Raw genomic sequence first — 20,909 nt, 5'->3', positions numbered from 1 at the left:
GAGCCGCTAATGGAACTTGCTCAATCAACCCTCTCTGCCTCTTTCATCGACAAGGGGGCCAAGCAACTGCTGCTCAAATTGCTGGCGCGCCTTGAGCAGGGCCAGCTGGTGCTCCACGACGGCAGCGAGTGCCACCGTTTCGGCAAGGCGGGCAGCGACCTGCATGCCGAGCTGGTGGTGCAGGATCCGGCGTTTTATCGCCGCCTGCTGCTGGGGGGCAGCATCGCCGCAGGAGAAACCTGGGTGGAGGGTCTCTGGACCAGCCCGGAGCCGGTGGCACTGGTGCGCTTGCTGGCCCGCAATCTGCCGCTGCTCGACGCCCTGGAACGCCGCCTCGGCTGGCTCAGCTTCCCGTTCAACAAGGTGCGCCACTGGTTCAATCGCAATACCCTGACCGGTTCGCGCGCCAACATCGCCGCCCACTATGACCTTGGCAACACCCTCTATCAGGGCTTTCTCGACGATCACATGCAGTATTCGAGCGCCATCTATCCCCACCCGGACGCCACCCTGGAGGAGGGGCAGCAGGCCAAGCTGCGCACCATCTGTGAGCGGCTTGAGCTTGGGCCGGACGACCACCTGCTGGAGATAGGCACCGGCTGGGGCGGTCTTGCCGTCTATGCGGCCCGTCACTATGGTTGTCGGGTCACCACCACTACCATCTCCCGGGCCCAGCACGACTATGCCAAGGCGTGGATCGAGCGGGAGGGGCTGGGGGATCGCATCACCTTGCTGCTGGAGGATTACCGCAAGCTGGAGGGACGCTATGACAAGCTGGTCTCCATCGAGATGATCGAGGCGGTGGGGCACGCCTTCCTGCCCGACTATTTCCGCCAGTTGTCGCGCCTGCTCAAGCCCGGCGGACGCCTGCTGATCCAGGCCATCACCATCGCCGATCAGCGTCACGCCCAGTATCTGCGCGGGGTGGACTTCATCCAGCGCTACATCTTCCCGGGAGGCTGCCTGCCCTGCGTCTCCCAGATGGCGGGTCTGCTGGCGCGGGAGACCGACATGCAGCTGGTACGGCTGCACGATCACGGCCACCACTATGCCCGTACCCTGGCCCACTGGTGCGAACGCTTCCTGGCGCTGGCCCCGGAGCTGCCCAAGCTCGGTTACAGCCAGGATTTCATCCGGCTCTGGCACTTCTATTTCGCCTACTGTGAAGGGGGATTCTGGGAGCGGGCCATCAGCCTGGTGCAACTGGAGGCCGCCAAGCCGGGGCCCCATGGCTGGTCCGGGGACTTGCCGGCACACGGTCGCTGATCATGTGGCAGTGGGCCCACCTGCTGGGATTCAACCTCTACTGGTTGCTGGCGGTGAGATGGCAGCAACCGGGCCCGCTGCTCGGGATGCTGCTGCTCCATTTCATCTTCTCCCCCCGCCGCGGGCAGGACTGGCGCCTCATCCCGGTCGCCCTGGCAGGCTGCCTGCTCGACATCCTGCTCTGGCGCCTCGGCCTGTTTCACTTTCCGTCCGGTTTTCCGCTCTGGCTGTTGCTGCTCTGGTGCGGTTTCGCCCTGACCCTCTCCCACGGCCTTCCCTGGCTTCGCCCCTTGCCGCGCTGGCAACAGGGGCTGTTCGGCATGGTGGGGGGGGCCTCCTCCTATATGGCGGGGGCCGCCATGGGGGCAGTAAACTTACCCTGGGGCATCTGGACAAGCGCAGTGCTGCTGGCGGTGATCTGGATGTGGTGGTTACCCGTACTCCTGTGGGTAACGGTCAAGCTGGAGGGTGAGACGAGATGAACACCTTTTCGACCGACACCTTGTTGTTTTCCAAGTGGACCAGGGATGGCCAGTGCGAGCTGGCCGATCGTTTCTACCTGGTGGTGGCCTGCCAGCGCGATGCCCAGGGGCATCTGGCGAGCGTGGTGATGCAGGATATCAACACCCTGCAGGAACAGGAGATGGACTGGCATGAACTGGAGGATCCCGCCCGTTGGCACATGGGGTGGAACTAGCCTGCTGCTGGCGGCCTTGAGCCTGCCACTGCTTGCGACCGCCCAGAGTGTTGCCGCCCCCTGGCAGGGGCTGCGAACCGTGGGACAGGGGGAGATGCGCTGGCTCTGGTTCAAGCTCTATGACGCCACCCTCTACAGCGAGAGCGGTCGCTATCAGCCGGGGCGCTACCCGCAGGCCCTCAGCATTACCTACGCGAGGGCCATCGAGCGCCAGGATCTGCTGGAGGCGACCGCCGCCGAGTGGCAGCGGCTCGGCCTTGGCAGCGAGAGTGAGCGCCAACGCTGGCTGGCTCGACTGGCCACGCTCTGGCCGGATGTCGTCCCCGGCGACAAGCTGGTTTTTTATGTGGACGAGCAAGGCACGGGCCACTTCTGGTTGCGAGATCGCCTCCTTGGCTCTCTTGATGATCCCGCCTTCGCCCCCGCGTTTCTTGCCATCTGGCTGACTGACGACAGCCGGGATCCCGCCCTGACCCGCCGCCTGCGCGGCCAATCCTGATGGAGTATTCCATGAAGTTCTCTTCCTGGTGGCGTCTTGCCTGGTTGCTGCCCCTGCTGTGGCTCTCTGGTTGCGGCGCGGGTCTTGACGATTATCGCGGCTCCCGGCCGGGCTGGGATCTCGCCCGTTTCTTCAATGGCAAGCTGGTGGCCCACGGCCTGGTGACGGACCGCAGCGGCGAAGTGACCAGTCGCTTTCGGGTCGAGATGCAGGGGCACTGGCGAGAGGGCAAGGGGGAGCTGTTCGAGCAGTTCTACTTCGATGATGGTCGTCGGCAGACCCGCACCTGGTTTTTGAGCAAGGGGGCGGATGGCCACTGGCGCGGCACGGCTTCAGACGTGGTGGGGGAGGCGGTAGGCAAGACAGAGGGCTTTGCCCTCAATTGGCGTTATCAACTCGATCTGGCACTGCCGGATGAGAGCGTGGTGAGGGTGAGCTTTGATGACTGGATGTATCTGCTGGACGACGATCGCCTGATCAACCGCGCGAAGATCAGCAAGTTCGGCATTCACCTCGGCGAGGTGATCCTCTATATCGAACGGCTTGAGCAATGAAAGCCGATGCATTTTTTGCCGACGATAGCCACTGGCTATGGATCGGCAAGGCACAGACGATTGTCCTTTGAGTCTGCTTCTGGATAAGCTGACTCCGTTCCCGATAATGCTTACCACCTGGAGGTGAATCATGAAGAGCCCCATTGGTCTTGATACCGTTCAATCACAAGCCCTGGCCGCCGAGCTCAACAAGCTGCTGGCCAGCTACCAGATCCTCTACATGAACGTCCGTGGCTTCCACTGGAACATCCGCGGCAACCAGTTCTTCGAGCTGCACCTGAAATTCGAAGAGATCTACAACGACCTGCTGCTGAAAGTCGATGCCCTGGCCGAACGCATTCTGACCCTGGATGGCGTGCCCCTGCACAGCTTCAGCGACTACATCCAGGTGTCCGCCATCCCCGAGCAGAAGGGGCTGCATGACGGTCGTGCCTGCGTGGAATCCCTGCTGGCGAGCTTCCGCGAACTGCTGGTCGCCCAGCGCCGCATCCTGGGTCAGGCCGCTGATGCCGGTGATGAAGGGACTGCATCCATCCTCTCCGACTATGTGCAGCAGCAGGAAAAACTGGTCTGGATGCTGCGCGCCTATCTGGCCTGATGAACCTGGGGCCGGCTGCCCATGCCCCGGCCCGTATCATTGCCCCTGTTGTTGCAAACCCGAGTTGTCTCTCCTTGATTTCCCACCCGCTTGCCGCCCGATTTGGGCGGCTTTTTTCTATTTGATCTGCATCAATGAAATGTTAATTGGTAAATTGAATGCCTATTAAGTTTTCCAGGAGCGGAATAGAATCGCCACAAAACAGATAACTGAAATGTCCAATTAGGAGAGACATGATGTTTTGTGTGCAATGTGAACAGACTATTCGTACCCCGGCAGGCAACGGCTGCGCCTATGCACAAGGCATGTGCGGCAAGACGGCTGAAACTTCTGATCTGCAGGATGTGCTGATCTATACCCTGCAAGGGCTCAGCGCCTGGGCCCTGGCGGCCCGCGAGCACGGCATCGTCGACAGCGAAATAGACGCTTTCGTGCCCAAGGCGTTCTTTGCCACCCTCACCAACGTCAACTTCGACTCCGCTCGCATCGTCGCCTACGTCAACCAGGCGCTGGCCTATCGCCAGCAACTGGCCGCCAAGCTGGCACCGCTGGCGGTGCAGGCCGACACGCTGCCCGCCGCGGCCAGCTTCGAACCGGGTGCCGATCTGCTGGCCCAGCTTGCCCAGGCGCCGCAGACCGCGGTCAACCGGGGCAAGAACGAGGTCAACGAAGACATCATGGGGCTGCGCCTGCTCTGCCTCTACGGCCTCAAGGGCGCCGCCGCCTACATGGAACACGCCCGGGTGCTGGATCAGCAGGATGCCGGGGTCGCCGCCGAATTCCATCGCATCATGAGCTGGCTCGGCACGGATCCCTGCGATCTGGATCTCCTGTTCAAGTGCGCCATGGATATTGGCCTGCTGAACTTCAAGATCATGGAGATGCTGGATCTCGGTGAAACCACCGCCTTCGGCCACCCCGAGCCGACCCAGGTACGCGTCACTCCGGTACCGGGCAAGTGCATCCTGGTCTCCGGCCACGACATGGTGGATCTCAAGCTCATCCTGGAGCAGACCAGGGGCACTGGCATCAAGGTCTACACCCACGGCGAGATGCTGCCGGCCCTGGCCTACCCCTTCTTCAAGCAGTACCCGCACCTGGTGGGTAACTATGGCTCCGCCTGGCAGAACCAGCAGAAGGAGTTTGCCAACTTCCCGGGCGCCGTGGTGATGACCTCCAACTGCATCATCGACCCGAACGTGGGCAACTACTCGGATCGCATCTTCACCCGCTCTATCGTCGGCTGGCCCGGTGTGACCCACCTGGAAGGGGAAGATTTCTCCGCCGTTATCGCCAAGGCGCAAGCGCTGGAAGGCTTCAAGCACGTTGAGCTCGAGCACTTCATCACCATCGGTTTTGCCCGCAACGCCCTGATGCAGGCCGCTCCTGCGGTGATCGACAAGGTCAAGGCTGGCGAAATCAGCCACTTCTTCCTGGTGGGGGGATGTGACGGTGACCGTGCCGAGCGCGCCTACTACACCGAGTTTGCCAAGGCGATCCCGCAGGACAGCCTGCTGCTGACCCTGGGCTGCGGCAAGTACAAGTTCAACAAGCTCGACTTCGGCGACATCGGCGGCATTCCCCGTCTGCTGGACGTGGGTCAGTGCAACGATGCCTACTCCGCCATCCAGCTGGCGCTGGCGCTCGCCGACGCGTTCGAGTGCGGCGTCAACGATCTGCCCCTGACCCTGGTGCTCTCCTGGTTCGAGCAAAAAGCCATCGTCATTTTGCTCACCCTGCTGGCGCTCGGTGTGAAGGACATCCGCACCGGCCCGACCGCCCCGGCCTTCCTCACCCCGGCCCTGCTCAAGGTGCTGGAGGAGCAGTTCGGCCTGAAAGGAACCACCACGGCAGACGCGGATCTCGCCGAGATCCTGGCGGCCTGAGCAAAGATACAGCCTTACACGCTCAGCATGTTGTAAGCCTTTGGCGAGCCTGATGGCTCGCCTTTTTTCAACGCTATTTCCGAGCAAGAGGAGCCTTGCGATGACCTCCACCTCTTTGAGCCTGCGCTGTATAGCCCGCCGGGCAGAGACCCACGACGTGGCGAGCTGGCAATTTGAACCCCTGGCTGGCGACCTGCCCTCCGTGCTGGCTGGCCAGTGCGTCACCCTGCACACGATGATTGACGGCCATCCCCACTGCCGCGCCTACACCCTCTCCTCCAGCCCGCAGGATCCTTTCTGGCAGGTCACCATCAAGGATGTGGGGCTGGTCTCTCACCATCTGCACCAGAGCCTGCAAGTGGGGGACGAGATCCGGGTAGACGGCCCCTTCGGCGATTTTCACCTGACCGCGCTCCCCTGCGAGCGGCCGCTGCTGCTCAGCGCCGGCTCCGGTATCACCCCCATGTGGGCCATGCTGCGGGACGAGCTCGCCAAGCGGCCGGACGCCGATATCCGCTTTATTCACAGCGCCAGAACCCCCGGGGATGTGATCTTCGCGAGGGAACTGGCTTCGCTGGCCGAGGCTCATGCCGGTGTGCGCCATGCTTTAGTGCTGGAGAAAGTAGGGGAAGAGGCGCCAACGGCTCATCCCTGGGTTGGCCGGCTCACACCGGGGATGCTCAAGGAATTGGCGCCGGATCTCTTGAGCCGCCATGTCTATCTGTGCGGGCCAGCCCCCTATATGGCGGTGGTGAGCGAGATGCTGGCCGGGCTCGGGCTGCCCCCCGAGCAGTTGCATCAGGAGTCGTTCGGCCTGCCTGGGGTGGCCTCAAGCGCGGCGCCAGTTGCGGCCGATAGCGACCACTTCTGGCTAACCCTCAAAAAGAGCGGCAAGAAAGTGAAGATACTGCCTGGCCAGACCCTGCTGGCGGCACTGGAGGGGGTGGGGGAGACCATGATGGCCGCTTGCCGCGCCGGGGTGTGCGGCGCCTGTCGCTGCACCACGGAAGGCGAAATCGAGCGCCAGAGCGTGATGACCCTGAGCGCGCAGGACCTCGAGAACGGGGTTGCGCTGGCCTGTTCCTGCACCGCCAGAGGGGATGTGAGCCTGGAGTATTGACGGGCGTCATTGGTATCCCGAGCTTTTCTCGGGCGGGTCGTGCGGGTAGACTCAACCCCAGTTTCAGCAAAGTACGGGATAAAAAATGACAATTCTGGTGACGGGGGGAGCCGGTTACATCGGTTCCCACACCCTGGTCGAGCTGCTTGGTACCGGGCAGCAGGTCGTAGTACTGGACAACCTCTCCAATGCTTCCCCCGAGTCTCTCAAGCGGGTCGAGCGGATCACCGGCAAGCCGGTCACCTTCGTGGAAGGGGACATTCTGGACAGAGCCTGCCTGCAACGGCTGTTTGCCGAACACAGGATAGCATCCGTGATCCACTTCGCCGGCCTCAAGGCGGTGGGGGAATCCGGCCAGATCCCGCTCACCTACTATCAGAACAACGTGACCGGCACCCTGGTGCTGTGCGAAGAGATGGCCAGGGCCGGCGTGTTCCGGCTGGTGTTCAGCTCCTCGGCCACCGTCTATGGGGATCCGGCCTCGGTACCCCTGCGGGAAGATTTCCCCACCAGCGCCACCAACCCCTATGGCCGCTCCAAGCTGATGGTTGAAGAGATCCTGCGTGACCTCTCCAAATCCGATCCTCGCTGGGCCATCGTGCTGCTGCGCTACTTCAACCCGGTGGGGGCTCACGAGAGCGGCCTCATCGGTGAAGATCCCAACGGCATCCCCAACAACCTGCTGCCTTACATCAGTCAGGTCGGCGTGGGCAAGCTCAAGGAGCTGGGGGTCTTTGGCAACGACTATCCGACCCCAGACGGCACCGGGGTGCGCGACTATATCCACGTGGTGGATCTCGCCATCGGTCACCTCAAAGCGTTGGCCCGCATCAAGAGTGATACCGGCGTCTTCACCTATAACCTTGGCACCGGTCAGGGCTATTCCGTGCTGGAGATGGTCAAGGCGTTCGAGGCAGCCAGTGGCCGTGCCATTCCCTACCAGATCAAGCCCCGTCGCCCCGGCGACATTGCCGAGTGCTGGGCTGAACCGGCCCTGGCCCGTGACGAGCTGGGCTGGCAGGCTGAGCGGGGTCTGGAGCAGATGATGGTGGATACCTGGCGCTGGCAAAGCCAGAACCCGAACGGTTATGGCCCTGCTGCGAAGCCGTGATCAAGGGTCATGCGCTGCTCAGGAACCTCATTTATTCATATAAACTCGGGTCCCTGCGCTGCTCTTCGCCTTGCTGACAGCTTCTCGCGACGGCCCATCAGACCTGATGGTTTGCAGCATGAATAGCAAAACGCCCCGGCATGCCGGGGCGTTTTTTCATGCACAACGCGCGGGTTACTGAATGCTCTTGCCGGCGCGGACATCCTTGATGATGGCCTTGAGGCTGGCCAGATCCCGCGGTGCGCCGCGCAGGATCTGATCGCCGATGATGAAGGCCGGGGTGCCGGAAATAGCCATGGCTTCGGCCAGCGCCCGGTTGGTACCCAGATTCTGATCGATGCTGCCGTCCTTGATCTTCGCCTCGACCTTGCTCCAGTCCACGCCGGCGGCTCTGGCGATGTCTTTCACCTGGGCTTCGTCGGAGAGGGGCCCCTGATGGGCGTACAGCTTGTCGTGGAAGGTCTGGTATTTGTCGGGCTGGCCGAGCTTCACCGCCAGCGCCGCGCGGGCGGCGTAGTAGGAGGTTTCGCTCAGGATGGGGAACTGCTTGTAGATGTAGCGGATCTCCTTGTCCTCAGAGAGCAGTTGCTGAATGAGAGGATGAGCGCGCTTGCAGTAGCCGCAGTTGTAGTCGAAGAACTCCACCACCGTCAGGCTGCCCTTGGGATTGCCGCTCTCGGGATCCTGGTTGGCGAAGAGCTGCTTGGCATGGGCTTCTATCAGCGTCTTGTCGTTCTCGGCCTGCTGGCTCTCCTGCTTGGCACGCAGGGCGTTGGACATCTCGACCAGGATCTCCGGATTCTTGACCAGATAGTCGCGCACGATCTGCTCGACATCGCTCTTGGTCAGCTCGCTCGCCTGCACGGGCGCCGCAAGCAGGGTCGCGCCGGTCAGGGCGGCGAACAGGGCATGTTTGATTCTCATAAGTCCATCTTGCTGGGGATGTGGTAGTGGCCCCTATAGTGGGTGAGTCTGTTTTCAAGTCAAGCCATACGCTTGAAAAAGCACGGTTTGTAGCGGTTTTGCCGGTTTTGTGCGCCAGATAGCCCAATAAATGGGCAAACAAACGGAGTGGGGATTTACAAGGGCTGGGGGCATGGGTAATATGCGTCGCACTGCTGCGGAGGGGTGGCAGAGCGGCTGAATGCACCGGTCTTGAAAACCGGCGATGGGCGACCATCCGTGGGTTCAAATCCCACCTCCTCCGCCATCTATATAGCCCAACTGATTTATTCAGTTGGGCTTTTCGTATTCGCGTGCTACATGCAGGTGCCATTGAGTGACAACCTGAGCGGGGCTCTCCCACCCGTCAGTTCCTTCAATGGTGGCCAACAAGATGCGGACGAGCACGGCCAGGCTGCCCGTCAGTCCGGTGGATGTCTGGCTCGAACGCCGAGCCTGTCTCTTTCACGGTCTCGATGGCCTCTGTTGTCTGAACGCTGTCATTGTCTGGGCCGTTAGATTGCTGCCGCCAGTGACGATAATCCCGCCTCCCGTGCTCTCCTGCCAGCCCATGCCTTCTCACCTTGGCCGCCACCACAGCGCCCGTGATGACACTGGAAGTGAGGGCTGAGAGCCACTCCCTGCAGCCCCCTGCCGGCATTGCCGAGCGCCAGACATCAGGGGGCAACATCATGACGCTCTCCGCTGCGTGGCTCGTCTGGCCCTCCAGGCCTGAATGCGCGCCTGGGTGCCGATGACGAAGACAAAAAAGACCGGCACGAAGAAGATGGCCAGCAGGGTGCCGCTGATCATGCCGCCGAACACGCCGGTGCCGATGGCATGCTGGGTCTCCGCGCTGGCACCGCTGGCAAGCATCAGCGGCACCACACCGAGGGTGAAGGCGAGTGATGTCATCAGGATGGGGCGCAGACGCAGGCGTGCGGCGGTCACCGCAGCGTCAAGCAGCGAGCGCCCTTCGCCATGCAACTGGCGGGCAAACTCCACGATGAGGATGGCGTTCTTGGCCGACAGGCCGATGATGGTGATCATGCCCACCTTGAAGAAGACGTCGTTGGGCATGCCGCGCAGCATCACCGCCGCCACGGCGCCGAGCAGGCCCAGGGGGACCACCAGCATCACGGAGAGCGGAATGGACCAGCTCTCGTAGAGCGCGGCCAGCACCAGGAAGACCACCAGCGCCGACAGCAGCATCAGCAGGGGGGCCTCGGCCGCCGACTGGCGCTCCTGCAGCGACTGTCCCGTCCAGGCCAGGGCGAAGCCTGGCGGCAATTGCGCCACCAGGCGATCCATTTCCGCCATCGCGGCGCCACTGGACACCCCGGGGGCGGCACTCCCGGAGAGACGCACGGCGGGGAAGCCCTCGAAGCGCATCATCTGTTGCGGCGACTGGCGCCAGGTCGGCGTCACCACCTCCCGCAGGGGCACCATGCCGCCGCTGGCATTGCGCACCCGCACGCCGAGTACGTCATCGAGCTGCATGCGCGCCGACGCGTCGGCCTGCAGGATGACCTGCTGCATGTGCCCGCCGTTGGGAAAGTCGTTGATGTAGAGCGATCCCATCGCCGCCGACAGGGTGCTGCTCACGCTGGTGAACGAGAGTCCCATGGCCTCGGCCTTCTGCCGGTTGATCTCGAGGTGAATGCTCTCGCCGGGGGGCAGGCTGTCGGGATAGACATCGCTCACCACTTCGCTTTGGGCCGCCAGTGCCAGCAGTTGCGCCTGGGCGGCCAGCAGCGCGGCCTCCCCCTGGTTGGCCCTGTCTTGCAGGAAGAGCGTGAAACCCGAAGAGGTGCCCAGTTCGTCGATGGCGGGCGGCAGCAGGCTCATCACGGTGCCTTCCTTGCTGTTGGCCATGGCGGCCTGTGCCAGCTCAGCCTCTTCGGCAGCCGTGGCACCATGACGCAGGTCCCACTCTTTGAGCATGGTGAAGGCCATGGCCGCATTGGGGCCGGCGCCGGAGAAGCTGAAGCCTTGCACCACCAGATTGGTGTCGAGCGCCTCGCGAGAGGCCACATGGGCCTCGAACTCCTTGATGACGGCCAGGGTGCGCTCGCTGGTGGCGCCGGTCGGCAGCTGGATGGAGGTCATGAAGTAGCCCTGATCCTCGTCCGGCAGGAAAGAGGAGGGCAACTGGGTGGCGGCGATGGCCAGCACGGCGCAGAGGGCGGCGAAGGTAGCCATCATGCGTCCGCTGCGCCCGACCAGCCGGGTGACCCGAACGTCGTAGCCTGCGGTGAGCCGCTCGACGCCCCGGTTGAAGGCGCCGAAGAAGCCGAGCTTCTCATGGTGACTCGGGCTGACCGGACGCAGCAGGGTGGCGCAGAGCGCTGGCGTCAGGGTCAGGGCGAGGAAGGCGGAAATCAGGATCGACACCGCCATCGACAGGGTGAACTGCTGGTAGATGACCCCCACGGAGCCGCTGCCGAACGCCATGGGGATGAACACCGCCGTGAGCACCAGGGTGATGCCGATCACCGCCCCGGTGATCTCCTTCATGGCCCGCGATGTCGCCTCCCTGGGCGATAGCCCCTGGGTGGCCATCAGGCGCTCGACGTTCTCCACCACCACGATGGCGTCGTCGACGATGATGCCGATGGCCAGCACCATGCCGAACATGGTCAGGGAGTTGATGGAAAAGCCGGCCAGTAGCATCACCGCGAAGGTGCCAAGCAGGGCGATGGGGGCGACGATGGCCGGGATCAGGGTGTAGCGCAGGTTCTGCAGGAAGAGAAACATCACCAGGAACACCAGCACCATGGCTTCCAGCAGGGTGTGGATCACCTTGTCGATGGAGACCTTGACGAAGGGGGCCGAGTCGAACGGGATCGAATAGGCCATGCCCGCCGGCAGGGTGGGGGCAAGCTGGGCAAGACGAGTGCGTACCGCATCGGCGGTGCGCACGGCGTTGGCGCCGGGGGAGAGCTGGATGGCGGCGCTGGTGGCAGCCACCCCGTTCTCGCGGTTGGAAAAGGCGTAGGATTGCGCCCCCAGCTCGACCCGGGCCACGTCACCCAGCACCAGCTTGGCGCCATCGGCACCTGCCCGCAGTACGATGGCGGCGAACGCCTCGGGAGTGGTCAGCTGCCCCTGTACCGTGAGGGGAACCGTCAGTCGCTGGCCAGGCAGGGCGGGTTCGTCGCCGAGGCGCCCCGGTGCAATCTGCACGTTCTGCTGCTCGATGGCCTGCGCCACCTCGCTGATGGTCAACCCGTAGGCGGCGAGCTTGCCCGGATCCACCCAGATGCGCATGGCCTGCTCGGCGCCGAACAGCTGCACTCGCCCCACGCCGTCGATGCGGCGCAGCTCCTGCACGATATTGCGGGCCATGTAGTCGTTCAGCGCGACCTCATCGAAGCGGCCATCCGGTGAAGTCATGCCGACCATCATCAGAAAGCCGGACGAGGCGGACTCCACCTGCAGGCCGGTTTGCCGCACCGCCTGTGGCAAGCGAGGCTCGACCGCCTTGATGCGGTTTTGCACGTCCATCTGGGCCAGCTCCGGATCGGTGCCCGGCTTGAAGGTGGCGGTGATCTGCGCGCTGCCGGAGGCATCTACCGACGACTCGAAGTAGAGCAGGTTCTTCACCCCGGACAGCTCGCGCTCGATAAGGCTCACCACCGCATCGTTCAGGGTCTGCGGCGTGGCGCCCGGATAGGTGGCATAGAGGGTCACCGAAACCGGCGCCACCGAGGGATAGCGGGAGATGGGCAGCTTGGGGATGGCGATGACCCCCGCCAGCACGATGAAGAGGGCGATCACCCAGGCAAACACCGGGCGATGAATGAAAAACTGCGGCATGAAATGTCTCCGATTCAACGGTTACCGGCGTCAGCCTGCTGGCTGACGGCGGGGGATTGCCAGGGATGGGCAATGACTTGCGTCCCCGGGGTCAGGCGGTCGATCCCCTCGATCACCACCCGCTGTCCGGCGTTGAGCCCGGACGCGATGCGGTACTGGCTATTCACCAGTTCAGCGGTGTTGACCGGAACCAGTTGTGCCTGCCCCTGGCCATCCACCACCCACACGCTGGTCTGGCCCGATGTGCGCACCACCGCCTGCTGAGGCACGCTCAGGGCGTTGGCATAGCGGGCACGGGGAATGCGCGCCTGTACGTAGAGGCCGGGCAAGAGCCGCCGCTCCGGGTTGTCCACCAGTACCCGCAGCAGTACGTCACCGGTCCCGGCATCCACCTCGATGCCGGAGAAGAGGATGTGCCCCTGCATGCCGAGCGGCTTGCCGTCGCTGCCGAGGATATCCACCGTCAGTTCCGGTGCCGTCGAGCCAGCCTGCTGGCGCAGGGTGTCGAGCACAGAGGCCGGTTGACGCACATCGACGTAGACCTGATCGATCTGCTGGATCCTGGCCATGGGGGTGGCGTCGGTGGGGGACACCAGGGCCCCTTCACTCACCAGTGCCTGATCGATGCGCCCGGCGATGGGGGCTTCCACGCTGGCAAATTGCAGGTTCAGCTGGTGCCGGGCCAGGGTCGCCCTGGCCTGAGCCACGTCGGCGGCCGCCTGATCACGCTGGGAGACCGCATCGTCATAGGTCTGGCGGCTGATGGCCTCGGTGCGCAGCAGTGGCACCAGACGGTCAATCTGGATACGGGCGCGGGCCAGCACGGCCTCCGCGCGCTGCAATGCGGCGGCGGCGCTGTCGACATCCGCCTTGAAGGGGGCCGGATTTATCTGGAACAGCACGGTGCCTGCGCCGATTTCGGCGCCCTGCTCGAACAGGCGGCGCTGCACGATGCCGCTAATCTGGGCCCGAATTTCGGCGCTTCGCACCGCGGCCACCCGGGCGGGCAGATCCTCGCTGATGACCAGGTCCTGACCTGCCAGCGTCATCACCGACACCTGAGGACGGGTCGGCGCATCTTGCGCTTGCGACGCCCCATCGCAACCTGCCAATCCGAATACGGCAATGACGGCGAGCAGGGTGCCCGCATACCGCTGTTTGACAAACATCATACTCACCTCGTTAAACCGTCTCCCGGGCATGGTGCTGCCGCGAGAGCACATCGAACGGGTATTATGGAGAGGGGCTATTGCGAATGATTCGAGGCTTTGTGGAGAATCCATGGAGGCGGTGATAAAGTTCAAGCCCACCATTTTCGAGTCCGACCATGTCGTATCTTCCTGCTTCCGCCAACCCGGCGGCCCAGTCACTGGTACTGATTGCAGAGGATGAAGCCGAGATAGCCGACATCCTCGCCGCTTACCTGCAACGCCACGGATTGCGCACCCTGCATGCCGTCGATGGCCGCGAAGCCCTGGCCATGCACCAGACATGCAAACCCGATCTCCTGTTGCTGGATGTGCAGATGCCGCAGCTCGATGGCTGGCAGGTGCTCAGCGAGATCCGGGCCCGTGGCGACACGCCGGTGATCATGCTGACCGCCCTGGATCAGGACCTCGACAAGCTGATGGGGCTGCGCATGGGGGCGGATGACTATGTGGTCAAACCCTTCAACCCGGCCGAAGTGGTGGCCCGGGTACAGGCGGTGCTCAGACGCAGCCAGGCTGCGAAGCAGACCATGGCCCGGGTGCTGCGGGTCGGCCCCTTCCAGATCGATCTGGAGAGCCACGAGGCCAGCATTTGCCGCGATGAGGGGCAGCAGGTGCTGGATCTGACCCTTACCGAGTTCAAGTTGCTCGCCTCTCTGATGCGGGCACCCAAGCGGGTGTTCAGCCGCGCCGAACTGCTGACCCACTGCCTGCCGGAGGGGGATACCCAGGAGCGCACGGTGGACAGCCACATCAGCAAGCTGCGCAAGAAGCTGGAGGCACAGGGCATCCAGGGGGTGCCCGCCAGTGTCTGGGGCGTCGGCTATCGCTTCGGGGGTGATGCGTGACATCGGCACCCGGCCTGCGCAGGCAAATCATCCGCTCCCTGGGGCTGATGGCGCTCGGCATCATCTGCCTCGCGGTGATCGGCACCTATGTGTTCTACGCCATTGCCGTGACCTATGTGCCTGGCAGCATCTCTGAGAGCTGGATGCCCTCCAGGGTCGAGATGATCTGGATTGGCTCGACCATTCTCATTGCATTGGGGATGGCGCTGTACGTGGCGGTGCGCCTCTCTCGCCGCATCCTGACTCCGCTCAATTCGGTGGCGAACAGCCTGCGCGAGGTGGCAGAGGGCAAACTCGATGCGCGCGTGCCGCTGGATGAACAGGCGATCGGGGAGACGGCGCAACTGGTGCGGGACTTCAACACCATGGCCGAACGGCTGCAGAGCATGACCCGTGAGCGGGAGTTCTGGAATGCCGCCATCGCCCACGAATTGCGCACCCCGGTGACCATCTTGCGTGGCCGCTTGCAGGGGCTGGCCGAAGGGGTATTTCCGCCAGAACGTGCGCTCTTTGAAGGTTTGTTGCGCCAGGTGGAGGGATTGACCCACCTGATCGAAGACTTGCGGGTACTCAGTCTCAACGACAGCGGCCACCTGGAGCTGCAACGAGAGGCGATCAGGCTGGCCGACGAGCTTGCCGTGGTGCTTGAGGCGTTTGCCACCCCCCTGGCCGCGAGCGGTTTCACTATCAAGCGGGAGCTCGATGCCGAACTCTGGGTCTGTTGCGATGCTCTTCGCATCCGTCAGGCCCTGATGGCGCTGCTGGAAAATGCCCAGAAGCATGGGGTGCCGGGCATGCTGACAGTGCGCCTGCATCGTTCGGGCACCCAGTGCATCCTGAGCGTGGAAGACGAAGGGCCCGGCATCAGCGAGGAGGTCGCCGCCCATATCTTCGAGGCGTTTCGCCGGGGGGATCCGTCACGCTCACGCAAGAGTGGCGGTAGCGGGCTCGGGCTGGCCGTGGTCAAGGCCATTGCCGAGGCTCACGGCGGCAGTGCGGTCTGCCAATCCGGCGGGCGGGGCGGCACCCTGTTCCTGCTTTCCTGGCCCCTCTTGCACCCTGACGGCAGGTCATGACCCCGCATTGCTGCATCGGTTGAGGATGGGAGCGCCGAGGCGCGTGTGTTGACTGTGATCCAACAGCCCAAAAAAGCCCATCTCATGGGGAGAGACGGGCTTTTTTTATGGCTTGCAGGCAGCGCCCTCATGGGGCGCACCGGGATCAATGCTCGGCCAGCAGGGGCTCTCCCTCCTGGCATTTGTCGTGGATGGCAAAGCGATCGACCAGGGTGGCACTGGCGTCGTTCAGGCCGATGACCGCCACCTCTTTCCCCTCACGGCGGAACTTGATGACCACCTTGTCGAGGGCCGTGATGGCGGTGATGTCCCAGAAGTGGGCGTGCGTCAGGTCGATGACCACCTTCTCCACTTCCTCCCTGAAATCGAAACCGGCCAGGAACTGCTCGGCGCTGGCAAAGAAGACCTGGCCCCGCACCAGATAGGTACGCACGGCGCCGCTGCGCTCGCTGTCGCTCTTGACCAGCATGACGCGGGCAACCTTGTGGGCGAAGAAGAGAGAGGCGAGCAGCACCCCCACGAAGACCCCGAGTGCCAGGTTGTGGGTCGCGACCACCACGGCGACGGTGGTCACCATCACCAGGTTGGTGGAGAGGGGGTGGCTCTTCAGGTTGCATACCGACTCCCAGGAAAACGTGCCGATGGAGACCATGATCATCACGGCCACCAGGGCTGCCATGGGGATCTGACGGATCCACTCATCCATGAAGACCACCATCAGGATGAGCAGGGTCCCCGCCACGAAGGTGGAGAGGCGGCCGCGGCCACCGGATTTGATGTTGATGACGGACTGGCCAATCATGGCGCACCCCGCCATGCCTCCCAGCAGACCGGCGCCGATGTTGGCGATCCCCTGACCCTTGCACTCGCGGTTGCGATCGCTTGGGGTGTCGGTCATCTCGTCGACGATGGCTGCCGTCATCATGGACTCGAGCAGTCCCACCACCGCCAGCCCCGCTGAATAGGGGAAGATGATGGCCAGGGTCTCCAGATTGAGGGGCACGTCGGGCCAGAGGAAGACCGGCAGGGTATCGGGCAGCTCGCCCATGTCGCCCACGGTACGGATGTCGATGCCCAGGGTGATGGCCACCGCCGTCAGGATGACGATGCACAGCAGGGGGGAGGGGAGCAGTTTGCCCACCACGGGAACGAGCGGGAACAGATAGATGATGCCAAGCCCGGCCGCGGTCATGGCGTAGACCTGCCAGGTGACGTTGGTGAGCTCGGGCAGCTGGGCCATGAAGATAAGGATGGCCAGGGCGTTGACGAAGCCGGTCACCACGGAGCGGGAGACGAATCGCATCAGGCTGCCGAGCCTGAGGTAGCCCGCCGCTATCTGGAAGAGGCCGGTGAGCAGGGTGGCTGCCAGCAGATACTGCAGGCCATGTTCCTTGACCAGGGTCACCATCAGGAGTGCCATGGCGCCGGTGGCGGCGGAAATCATGCCGGGACGACCGCCGACGAAGGCGATGACCACGGCGATGCAGAAGGAGGCATAGAGGCCGACCTTGGGGTCGACGCCCGCAATGATGGAGAAGGCGATGGCCTCCGGGATCAGCGCCAGGGCGACGACGATGCCCGACAGCAGATCGCCCCGTATGTTGGAGAACCACTCTTGTCTTGCACGTTCCAGCATGGGGATTTTCTCGCTCGTTGAGGATCCATGGCCACAGGCCCGCAAATCAGGGGAAATGGCGGGGATCACAGGGTTGGATTGGCTGTTGATGGCCGGGTAAACCGGCCGGTCGGCATAACCGGAGTCAGGCGGCAGAGGCCGCACAGGGCAGGGTCAGGGCGGCGTGACGGCCACCCCAGAGCACATAACAGGCATAAGGGGCACATGTTAACAGTCGGTGCCAGGCCGGGGAAGCCCGGATTGTTTTATCTAGCACAAGAGCAGCCAACATAGACCAAACAAGGGGGCTCTGCCGCTTTCATAGGAGTGCCCGATGTGGTTATGGCGATAGCGAAGGGGGCAACACCATGGGACTGGCCACCGTACGGGCGGCCTCGTCACCTCGCAGTACCCGTACTATCTCGAGAGCGAACTCGATGGCGGTGCCTGGGCCCTGGCTGGTGATCAGGCGATGGGCTTCATCGGTCACTACCCTTGCCGTGCTCAATTGTGTCGCGGGCAGACGGGCCTGAAAGCCCGGGTGGCAGGTGATGCTCGCATCTCCCAGCAAGCCGTGATGGTGCAGTACCACGGCGGGTGCGGCACAGATGGCGGCGCGCCAGCGGCCGAGGCCTGCCTGCTCCCGTAGCAGGTCGATGGCGAGGGGGGTGTCGCGGATCACTTCGCTGCCGGGCAGACCGCCCGGTACGACCATGGCATCGAAGTCACGGGTAGTCAGCTCGTCGAGATGGCAATCCGCCACCAGTTGCACCCCGCGAGAGGCGCGGATCTGGCGCGCTCCGGTGGGGCAACAGGAGGCCAGCACCACATCGATGCCACCCCGAACCAGGGTATCGACGATGGCAACCGTCTCTATCTCTTCCGACCCGGGGGCCACCAATACCAGTACGCTCATCTAGCACTCCTTGCTTGCCAGCTGCTCTGCTCAGCGCTTCTCTTTGACGGCCTGATAGAGGCCCTGATTGACCGGCACCGCGATACCGTGAAGGGCGGCCTTGTTCAGCAGGAAGCCGGTGATGGCCTCGATCTCGGTCTCGCGGCCCTGTTCCATGTCTTGATACATGGAAGAGTAATTGTCGGCGGTGAGCTCCACCACCATCATGACACGGCGCAACAGCTCTTCGCTGCCGGTAGACTGACCTTCGGCCCGCATGACGTCAGCCACTTCCACACAGATTTGCTGCAGGGCATCGGCAAAACGCGGACCGGCCAATTCGCCGTTCTTGAGCTTGTAGAGCGCGGTGAGGGGATTGATGGCGCAGTTGACGGCGAGTTTCTGCCACTGGCGTGTCAGGATCTGCTCATCCCAGCCGGCCTGACCCAGGGCGCTGGCCAGCTCGTCGGCGAGGTGGGCATGGGCACGGGCCGCTTCGTTGATTGGGCCCAGCCAGGTCTCCCCCTTGCCGGTGTGGCGGAACACGAAGTGGCCGCTCTGCATGGCGCCATGGCTGGTGACGCCGGCGATCACCGGATTGTCGGGGAAGAGTGCGACCACCTGATCGGCGATCCCCATGCCGTTGTGCAGCAGCACGATAGGCACTCCTGCCGCCAGTTGCCCGATCAGGGGAGTGAGGGCCGATATCACCTGCCCCGCCTTGGTCATCACCAGCAGGCGTTTGATGCTGCCCGGCTTGTCGATGAAGGCGCGTTCGATGGCCAAGAGCTGGGTATGCCCCTCAAGGGAGGTAAAGTCGACGCCGGGGTGCAAGGTAGCACGATGGCGCTCGCGCAGCAGGAGGCGGGTTGCTTGGCCGCTTTGGGTCAACAGGGAGGCGAAGACGCCACCCAGGGCGCCGCAGCCCAGCAAGGTCCACTCGGGAGAGACAGGGTGACGGCGTGTTTTCAGGTTGTTGTCGCGTAATCCGCTTGGCATGAAGAGGCTCGATCATGGGAAGGGCTGCCATCCTGTCAACCGCCAACCCGGGATAAGGGAAGATGTCGCTTGGTGAATACCTGGAACCGGTGCATGAGCTGGTTGCCGGGTCGTGCTCAAGGTTCATGCGCAGCCAGGTAGCCTCATGTATGCATGACCATACGGGTTCCTGGGCTGCACTTCACCGAGTGTCGGACCTCTCGCGACCGCTCCTGAACGGGTTCTAACGGGTCTCACCATTCCTGTGCGCAGGGGATTCTAGCAGAGCAATCCCATCGAAATCAGCAAATTTGCCCGTTTTCTGGTAGATTTGCCCACCTGTCAGCACAACCTGAAGTACAGCATGAGGAGCCCGGCTATGCCGTCATTCGATATTGTCTCTGAAGTCAAAATGAACGAGGTGTTGAACGCCGTTGATAACGCCAACCGTGAACTGGCGACCCGTTTCGATTTTCGTGGTGTGGAAGCCAGCTTCGAATTGAACAAGGAAGAAGTGAAGCTGGAAGCCGACGCCGATTTCCAGCTCAAGCAGATGGTCGAGATCCTGCGTGGCGCCCTGCTCAAGCGCCAGATCGAGAACAGTTCCATGGACGTGGGTGACAGCGTCCACTCCGGCAAGCGTTTCCACCTGACCGTGAAGTTCAAGCAGGGGATCGACAAGGAAGTGGCCAAGAAGCTGGTGAAGCTCATCAAGGATTCCAAGATCAAGGTGCAGGCCGCCATCCAGGGCGACGAGGTGCGGGTCACCGGCAAGAAGCGCGACGATCTGCAAGAGACCATGGCTCTGGTGCGTGGCGCCGAACTGGGCCAGCCGATGCAGTTCCAGAACTTCCGCGATTGATGGCGAACGGGGAGGGCGCGGCTCTCCCCCCACTGCCAGCATGAGGGCATAAAAAAACCGGAGCAGCTGCTCCGGTTTTTTGTGTCCGTGTGACGAGTTCGATTAGAACTTGTAGGTGACGGAGAAGTAGTGGCCGAAACCAGTGGTCTTCAGACCGTAGGAACCGTTCTGGATGCCGTAGATGTCGTTGAAGTACTTCAGACCGTAACCGACGGCGTAGCGGTCGGAGTGCCAGTACAGGCCGTTGAACATGGCGGTACCGTCGGTGGAAGTGTCCTTGGCATCAAACAGGTGATCCAGGTAACCCTGATAGGCTACGAAGCTGCCGTTGGAGAAGGTGTAGAAAGGCTTGAACCAGTTCATGGAGAACTGATAGCCGTTCCAGCCCTGCTCGCCACCGCCTTCATTGACGTGACGGGCATACAGGTTCATGCCCATTTTGCCGAACCAAGGCACCATGACGTCTGCACCCAAACCGGTCATGGCTTCAAACAGACCATCCGGACCACCTACGTTGATCAGGTTGGCGATGTAGACTTCCTGCACCGGGCCGAAGGAGAGATCTTTGCCGGTCATGGCATCGATGGAGATGCGCGGTGCAAATTTGATGAACAGGTTGTCCTGGTTGTGCTTGTCGTCGTGACGGTTCTGGAAGATGTCGAATACGTCGACGTAACCGTACAGATCGAAGATACCGGAACGGCCACCAAACTCCATTTCGAAGTAGGTATCGTTGTAACCACCTTCGGACTCAGCGTAGGGCAGCTGGTCGATGGTGTGCATCACGTTGAACTGGAACCACTTGTAGTCGTTCTTGTGGATGTCGCCGCTGTAGTCGGCAGCGAAGGCCGGAGTGGCGGCAGGGCCGACGCATGATCATTCTTTGCGCTAGTTGATCAAGTATCGATCAGTTGAGCGGCGCCAAGTACGATTTT

At 62.8% G+C, this 20,909-nt stretch carries 18 protein-coding genes, 1 tRNA gene and 1 pseudogene; 13 read left to right on the top strand and 7 right to left on the bottom strand.

Annotated features, from left to right (window positions below):
• Positions 1 to 9: 9 nt before the first annotated feature.
• The 9 genes from OKB81_RS09465 (at position 10) to galE (ending at position 7,731) form a co-directional block, all read left to right on the top strand.
• Positions 10 to 1,266, top strand: a complete 1,257-nt coding sequence (locus tag OKB81_RS09465) for an SAM-dependent methyltransferase (RefSeq protein WP_039041352.1) — start codon at positions 10 to 12, stop codon at positions 1,264 to 1,266.
• A 2-nt stretch (positions 1,267 to 1,268) separates the two neighbouring features.
• Positions 1,269 to 1,748, top strand: coding sequence for a DUF2878 domain-containing protein (locus tag OKB81_RS09460; RefSeq protein ID WP_119197393.1), 480 nt, complete (start codon positions 1,269 to 1,271; stop codon positions 1,746 to 1,748).
• Complete coding sequence (locus OKB81_RS09455) at positions 1,745 to 1,963, top strand: TIGR02450 family Trp-rich protein (RefSeq protein WP_042880015.1); 219 nt, start codon at positions 1,745 to 1,747, stop codon at positions 1,961 to 1,963. The genes OKB81_RS09460 and OKB81_RS09455 overlap by 4 nt, the downstream gene beginning before the upstream one ends.
• Positions 1,920 to 2,462 carry a chalcone isomerase family protein gene (locus OKB81_RS09450; RefSeq protein ID WP_039041350.1) on the top strand — a complete coding sequence of 181 codons (543 nt, stop codon included), beginning with the start codon at positions 1,920 to 1,922 and terminating at the stop codon, positions 2,460 to 2,462. The genes OKB81_RS09455 and OKB81_RS09450 overlap by 44 nt, the downstream gene beginning before the upstream one ends.
• 11 nt (positions 2,463 to 2,473) lie before the next feature.
• Positions 2,474 to 3,016, top strand: coding sequence for a DUF3833 domain-containing protein (locus OKB81_RS09445; protein ID WP_080768134.1), 543 nt, complete (start codon positions 2,474 to 2,476; stop codon positions 3,014 to 3,016).
• Between the two features lie 130 nt (positions 3,017 to 3,146).
• Positions 3,147 to 3,614 (top strand): Dps family protein, encoded by a 468-nt coding sequence (locus OKB81_RS09440; protein WP_010673329.1) that lies wholly within the window; start codon positions 3,147 to 3,149, stop codon positions 3,612 to 3,614.
• A 236-nt stretch (positions 3,615 to 3,850) separates the two neighbouring features.
• A complete protein-coding gene (gene hcp, locus OKB81_RS09435) occupies positions 3,851 to 5,500 on the top strand; it encodes a hydroxylamine reductase (RefSeq protein WP_109112613.1) in 1,650 nt (549 codons plus the stop codon).
• A gap of 100 nt (positions 5,501 to 5,600) precedes the next feature.
• Positions 5,601 to 6,620 (top strand): hybrid-cluster NAD(P)-dependent oxidoreductase, encoded by a 1,020-nt coding sequence (locus tag OKB81_RS09430; protein WP_103858962.1) that lies wholly within the window; start codon positions 5,601 to 5,603, stop codon positions 6,618 to 6,620.
• A gap of 85 nt (positions 6,621 to 6,705) precedes the next feature.
• A complete protein-coding gene (galE, locus tag OKB81_RS09425; protein ID WP_042017704.1) occupies positions 6,706 to 7,731 on the top strand; it encodes a UDP-glucose 4-epimerase GalE in 1,026 nt (341 codons plus the stop codon).
• A gap of 174 nt (positions 7,732 to 7,905) precedes the next feature.
• Here galE and OKB81_RS09420 read toward each other — a convergent pair whose 3' ends face one another.
• Positions 7,906 to 8,655, bottom strand: a complete 750-nt coding sequence (locus OKB81_RS09420; RefSeq protein ID WP_103858963.1) for a DsbA family protein — start codon at positions 8,653 to 8,655, stop codon at positions 7,906 to 7,908.
• Positions 8,656 to 8,853: 198 nt separating this feature from the next.
• On the opposite strand from OKB81_RS09420, the gene OKB81_RS09415 reads away from it, so the two are divergent.
• Positions 8,854 to 8,941 (top strand) — tRNA-Ser (locus OKB81_RS09415).
• A gap of 422 nt (positions 8,942 to 9,363) precedes the next feature.
• On the opposite strand, the gene OKB81_RS09410 is transcribed toward OKB81_RS09415, so the two are convergent.
• Both OKB81_RS09410 and OKB81_RS09405 read right to left on the bottom strand, forming a co-directional pair.
• A complete protein-coding gene (locus OKB81_RS09410; protein WP_270666079.1) occupies positions 9,364 to 12,492 on the bottom strand; it encodes a multidrug efflux RND transporter permease subunit in 3,129 nt (1,042 codons plus the stop codon).
• 14 nt (positions 12,493 to 12,506) lie between these two features.
• Positions 12,507 to 13,664 (bottom strand): efflux RND transporter periplasmic adaptor subunit, encoded by a 1,158-nt coding sequence (locus OKB81_RS09405; RefSeq protein ID WP_160836554.1) that lies wholly within the window; start codon positions 13,662 to 13,664, stop codon positions 12,507 to 12,509.
• 155 nt (positions 13,665 to 13,819) lie between these two features.
• Between OKB81_RS09405 and OKB81_RS09400 the strand changes: the two genes are divergently transcribed.
• Both OKB81_RS09400 and OKB81_RS09395 read left to right on the top strand, forming a co-directional pair.
• The gene (locus OKB81_RS09400) at positions 13,820 to 14,548 is read left to right on the top strand and encodes a response regulator (RefSeq protein ID WP_119197810.1); all 729 of its coding nucleotides are present in this window, start codon (positions 13,820 to 13,822) and stop codon (positions 14,546 to 14,548) included.
• Positions 14,545 to 15,624, top strand: a complete 1,080-nt coding sequence (locus tag OKB81_RS09395; protein WP_114523164.1) for an ATP-binding protein — start codon at positions 14,545 to 14,547, stop codon at positions 15,622 to 15,624. The genes OKB81_RS09400 and OKB81_RS09395 overlap by 4 nt, the downstream gene beginning before the upstream one ends.
• 145 nt (positions 15,625 to 15,769) lie before the next feature.
• On the opposite strand, the gene OKB81_RS09390 is transcribed toward OKB81_RS09395, so the two are convergent.
• From OKB81_RS09390 to OKB81_RS09380, 3 genes are all read right to left on the bottom strand, one after another.
• A complete protein-coding gene (locus tag OKB81_RS09390) occupies positions 15,770 to 17,260 on the bottom strand; it encodes a SulP family inorganic anion transporter (RefSeq protein WP_114523165.1) in 1,491 nt (496 codons plus the stop codon).
• 319 nt (positions 17,261 to 17,579) lie between these two features.
• The gene (locus OKB81_RS09385) at positions 17,580 to 18,155 is read right to left on the bottom strand and encodes a DJ-1 family glyoxalase III (RefSeq protein WP_114523166.1); all 576 of its coding nucleotides are present in this window, start codon (positions 18,153 to 18,155) and stop codon (positions 17,580 to 17,582) included.
• 30 nt (positions 18,156 to 18,185) lie between these two features.
• Positions 18,186 to 19,133 carry a ketopantoate reductase family protein gene (locus OKB81_RS09380; protein ID WP_114523167.1) on the bottom strand — a complete coding sequence of 316 codons (948 nt, stop codon included), beginning with the start codon at positions 19,131 to 19,133 and terminating at the stop codon, positions 18,186 to 18,188.
• A 358-nt stretch (positions 19,134 to 19,491) separates the two neighbouring features.
• Here OKB81_RS09380 and OKB81_RS09375 point away from each other — a divergent pair, with 358 nt between their 5' ends.
• A complete protein-coding gene (locus OKB81_RS09375; RefSeq protein ID WP_010673357.1) occupies positions 19,492 to 19,974 on the top strand; it encodes a YajQ family cyclic di-GMP-binding protein in 483 nt (160 codons plus the stop codon).
• 102 nt (positions 19,975 to 20,076) lie between these two features.
• Here the strand turns inward: OKB81_RS09375 and OKB81_RS09370 are convergent.
• Positions 20,077 to 20,835 (bottom strand): annotated as a pseudogene (locus OKB81_RS09370) (nucleoside-specific channel-forming Tsx family protein); the annotation flags it as partial.
• Positions 20,836 to 20,909: the final 74 nt, after the last annotated feature.

The sequence above is a fragment of the Aeromonas sp. QDB56 genome (genome assembly GCF_027705505.1).
Taxonomy (GTDB): domain Bacteria; phylum Pseudomonadota; class Gammaproteobacteria; order Enterobacterales; family Aeromonadaceae; genus Aeromonas; species Aeromonas caviae.
The sequence above is the reverse complement of the archived record's forward strand: the minus strand, read 5'-3'. Positions and strand labels throughout refer to the sequence as shown.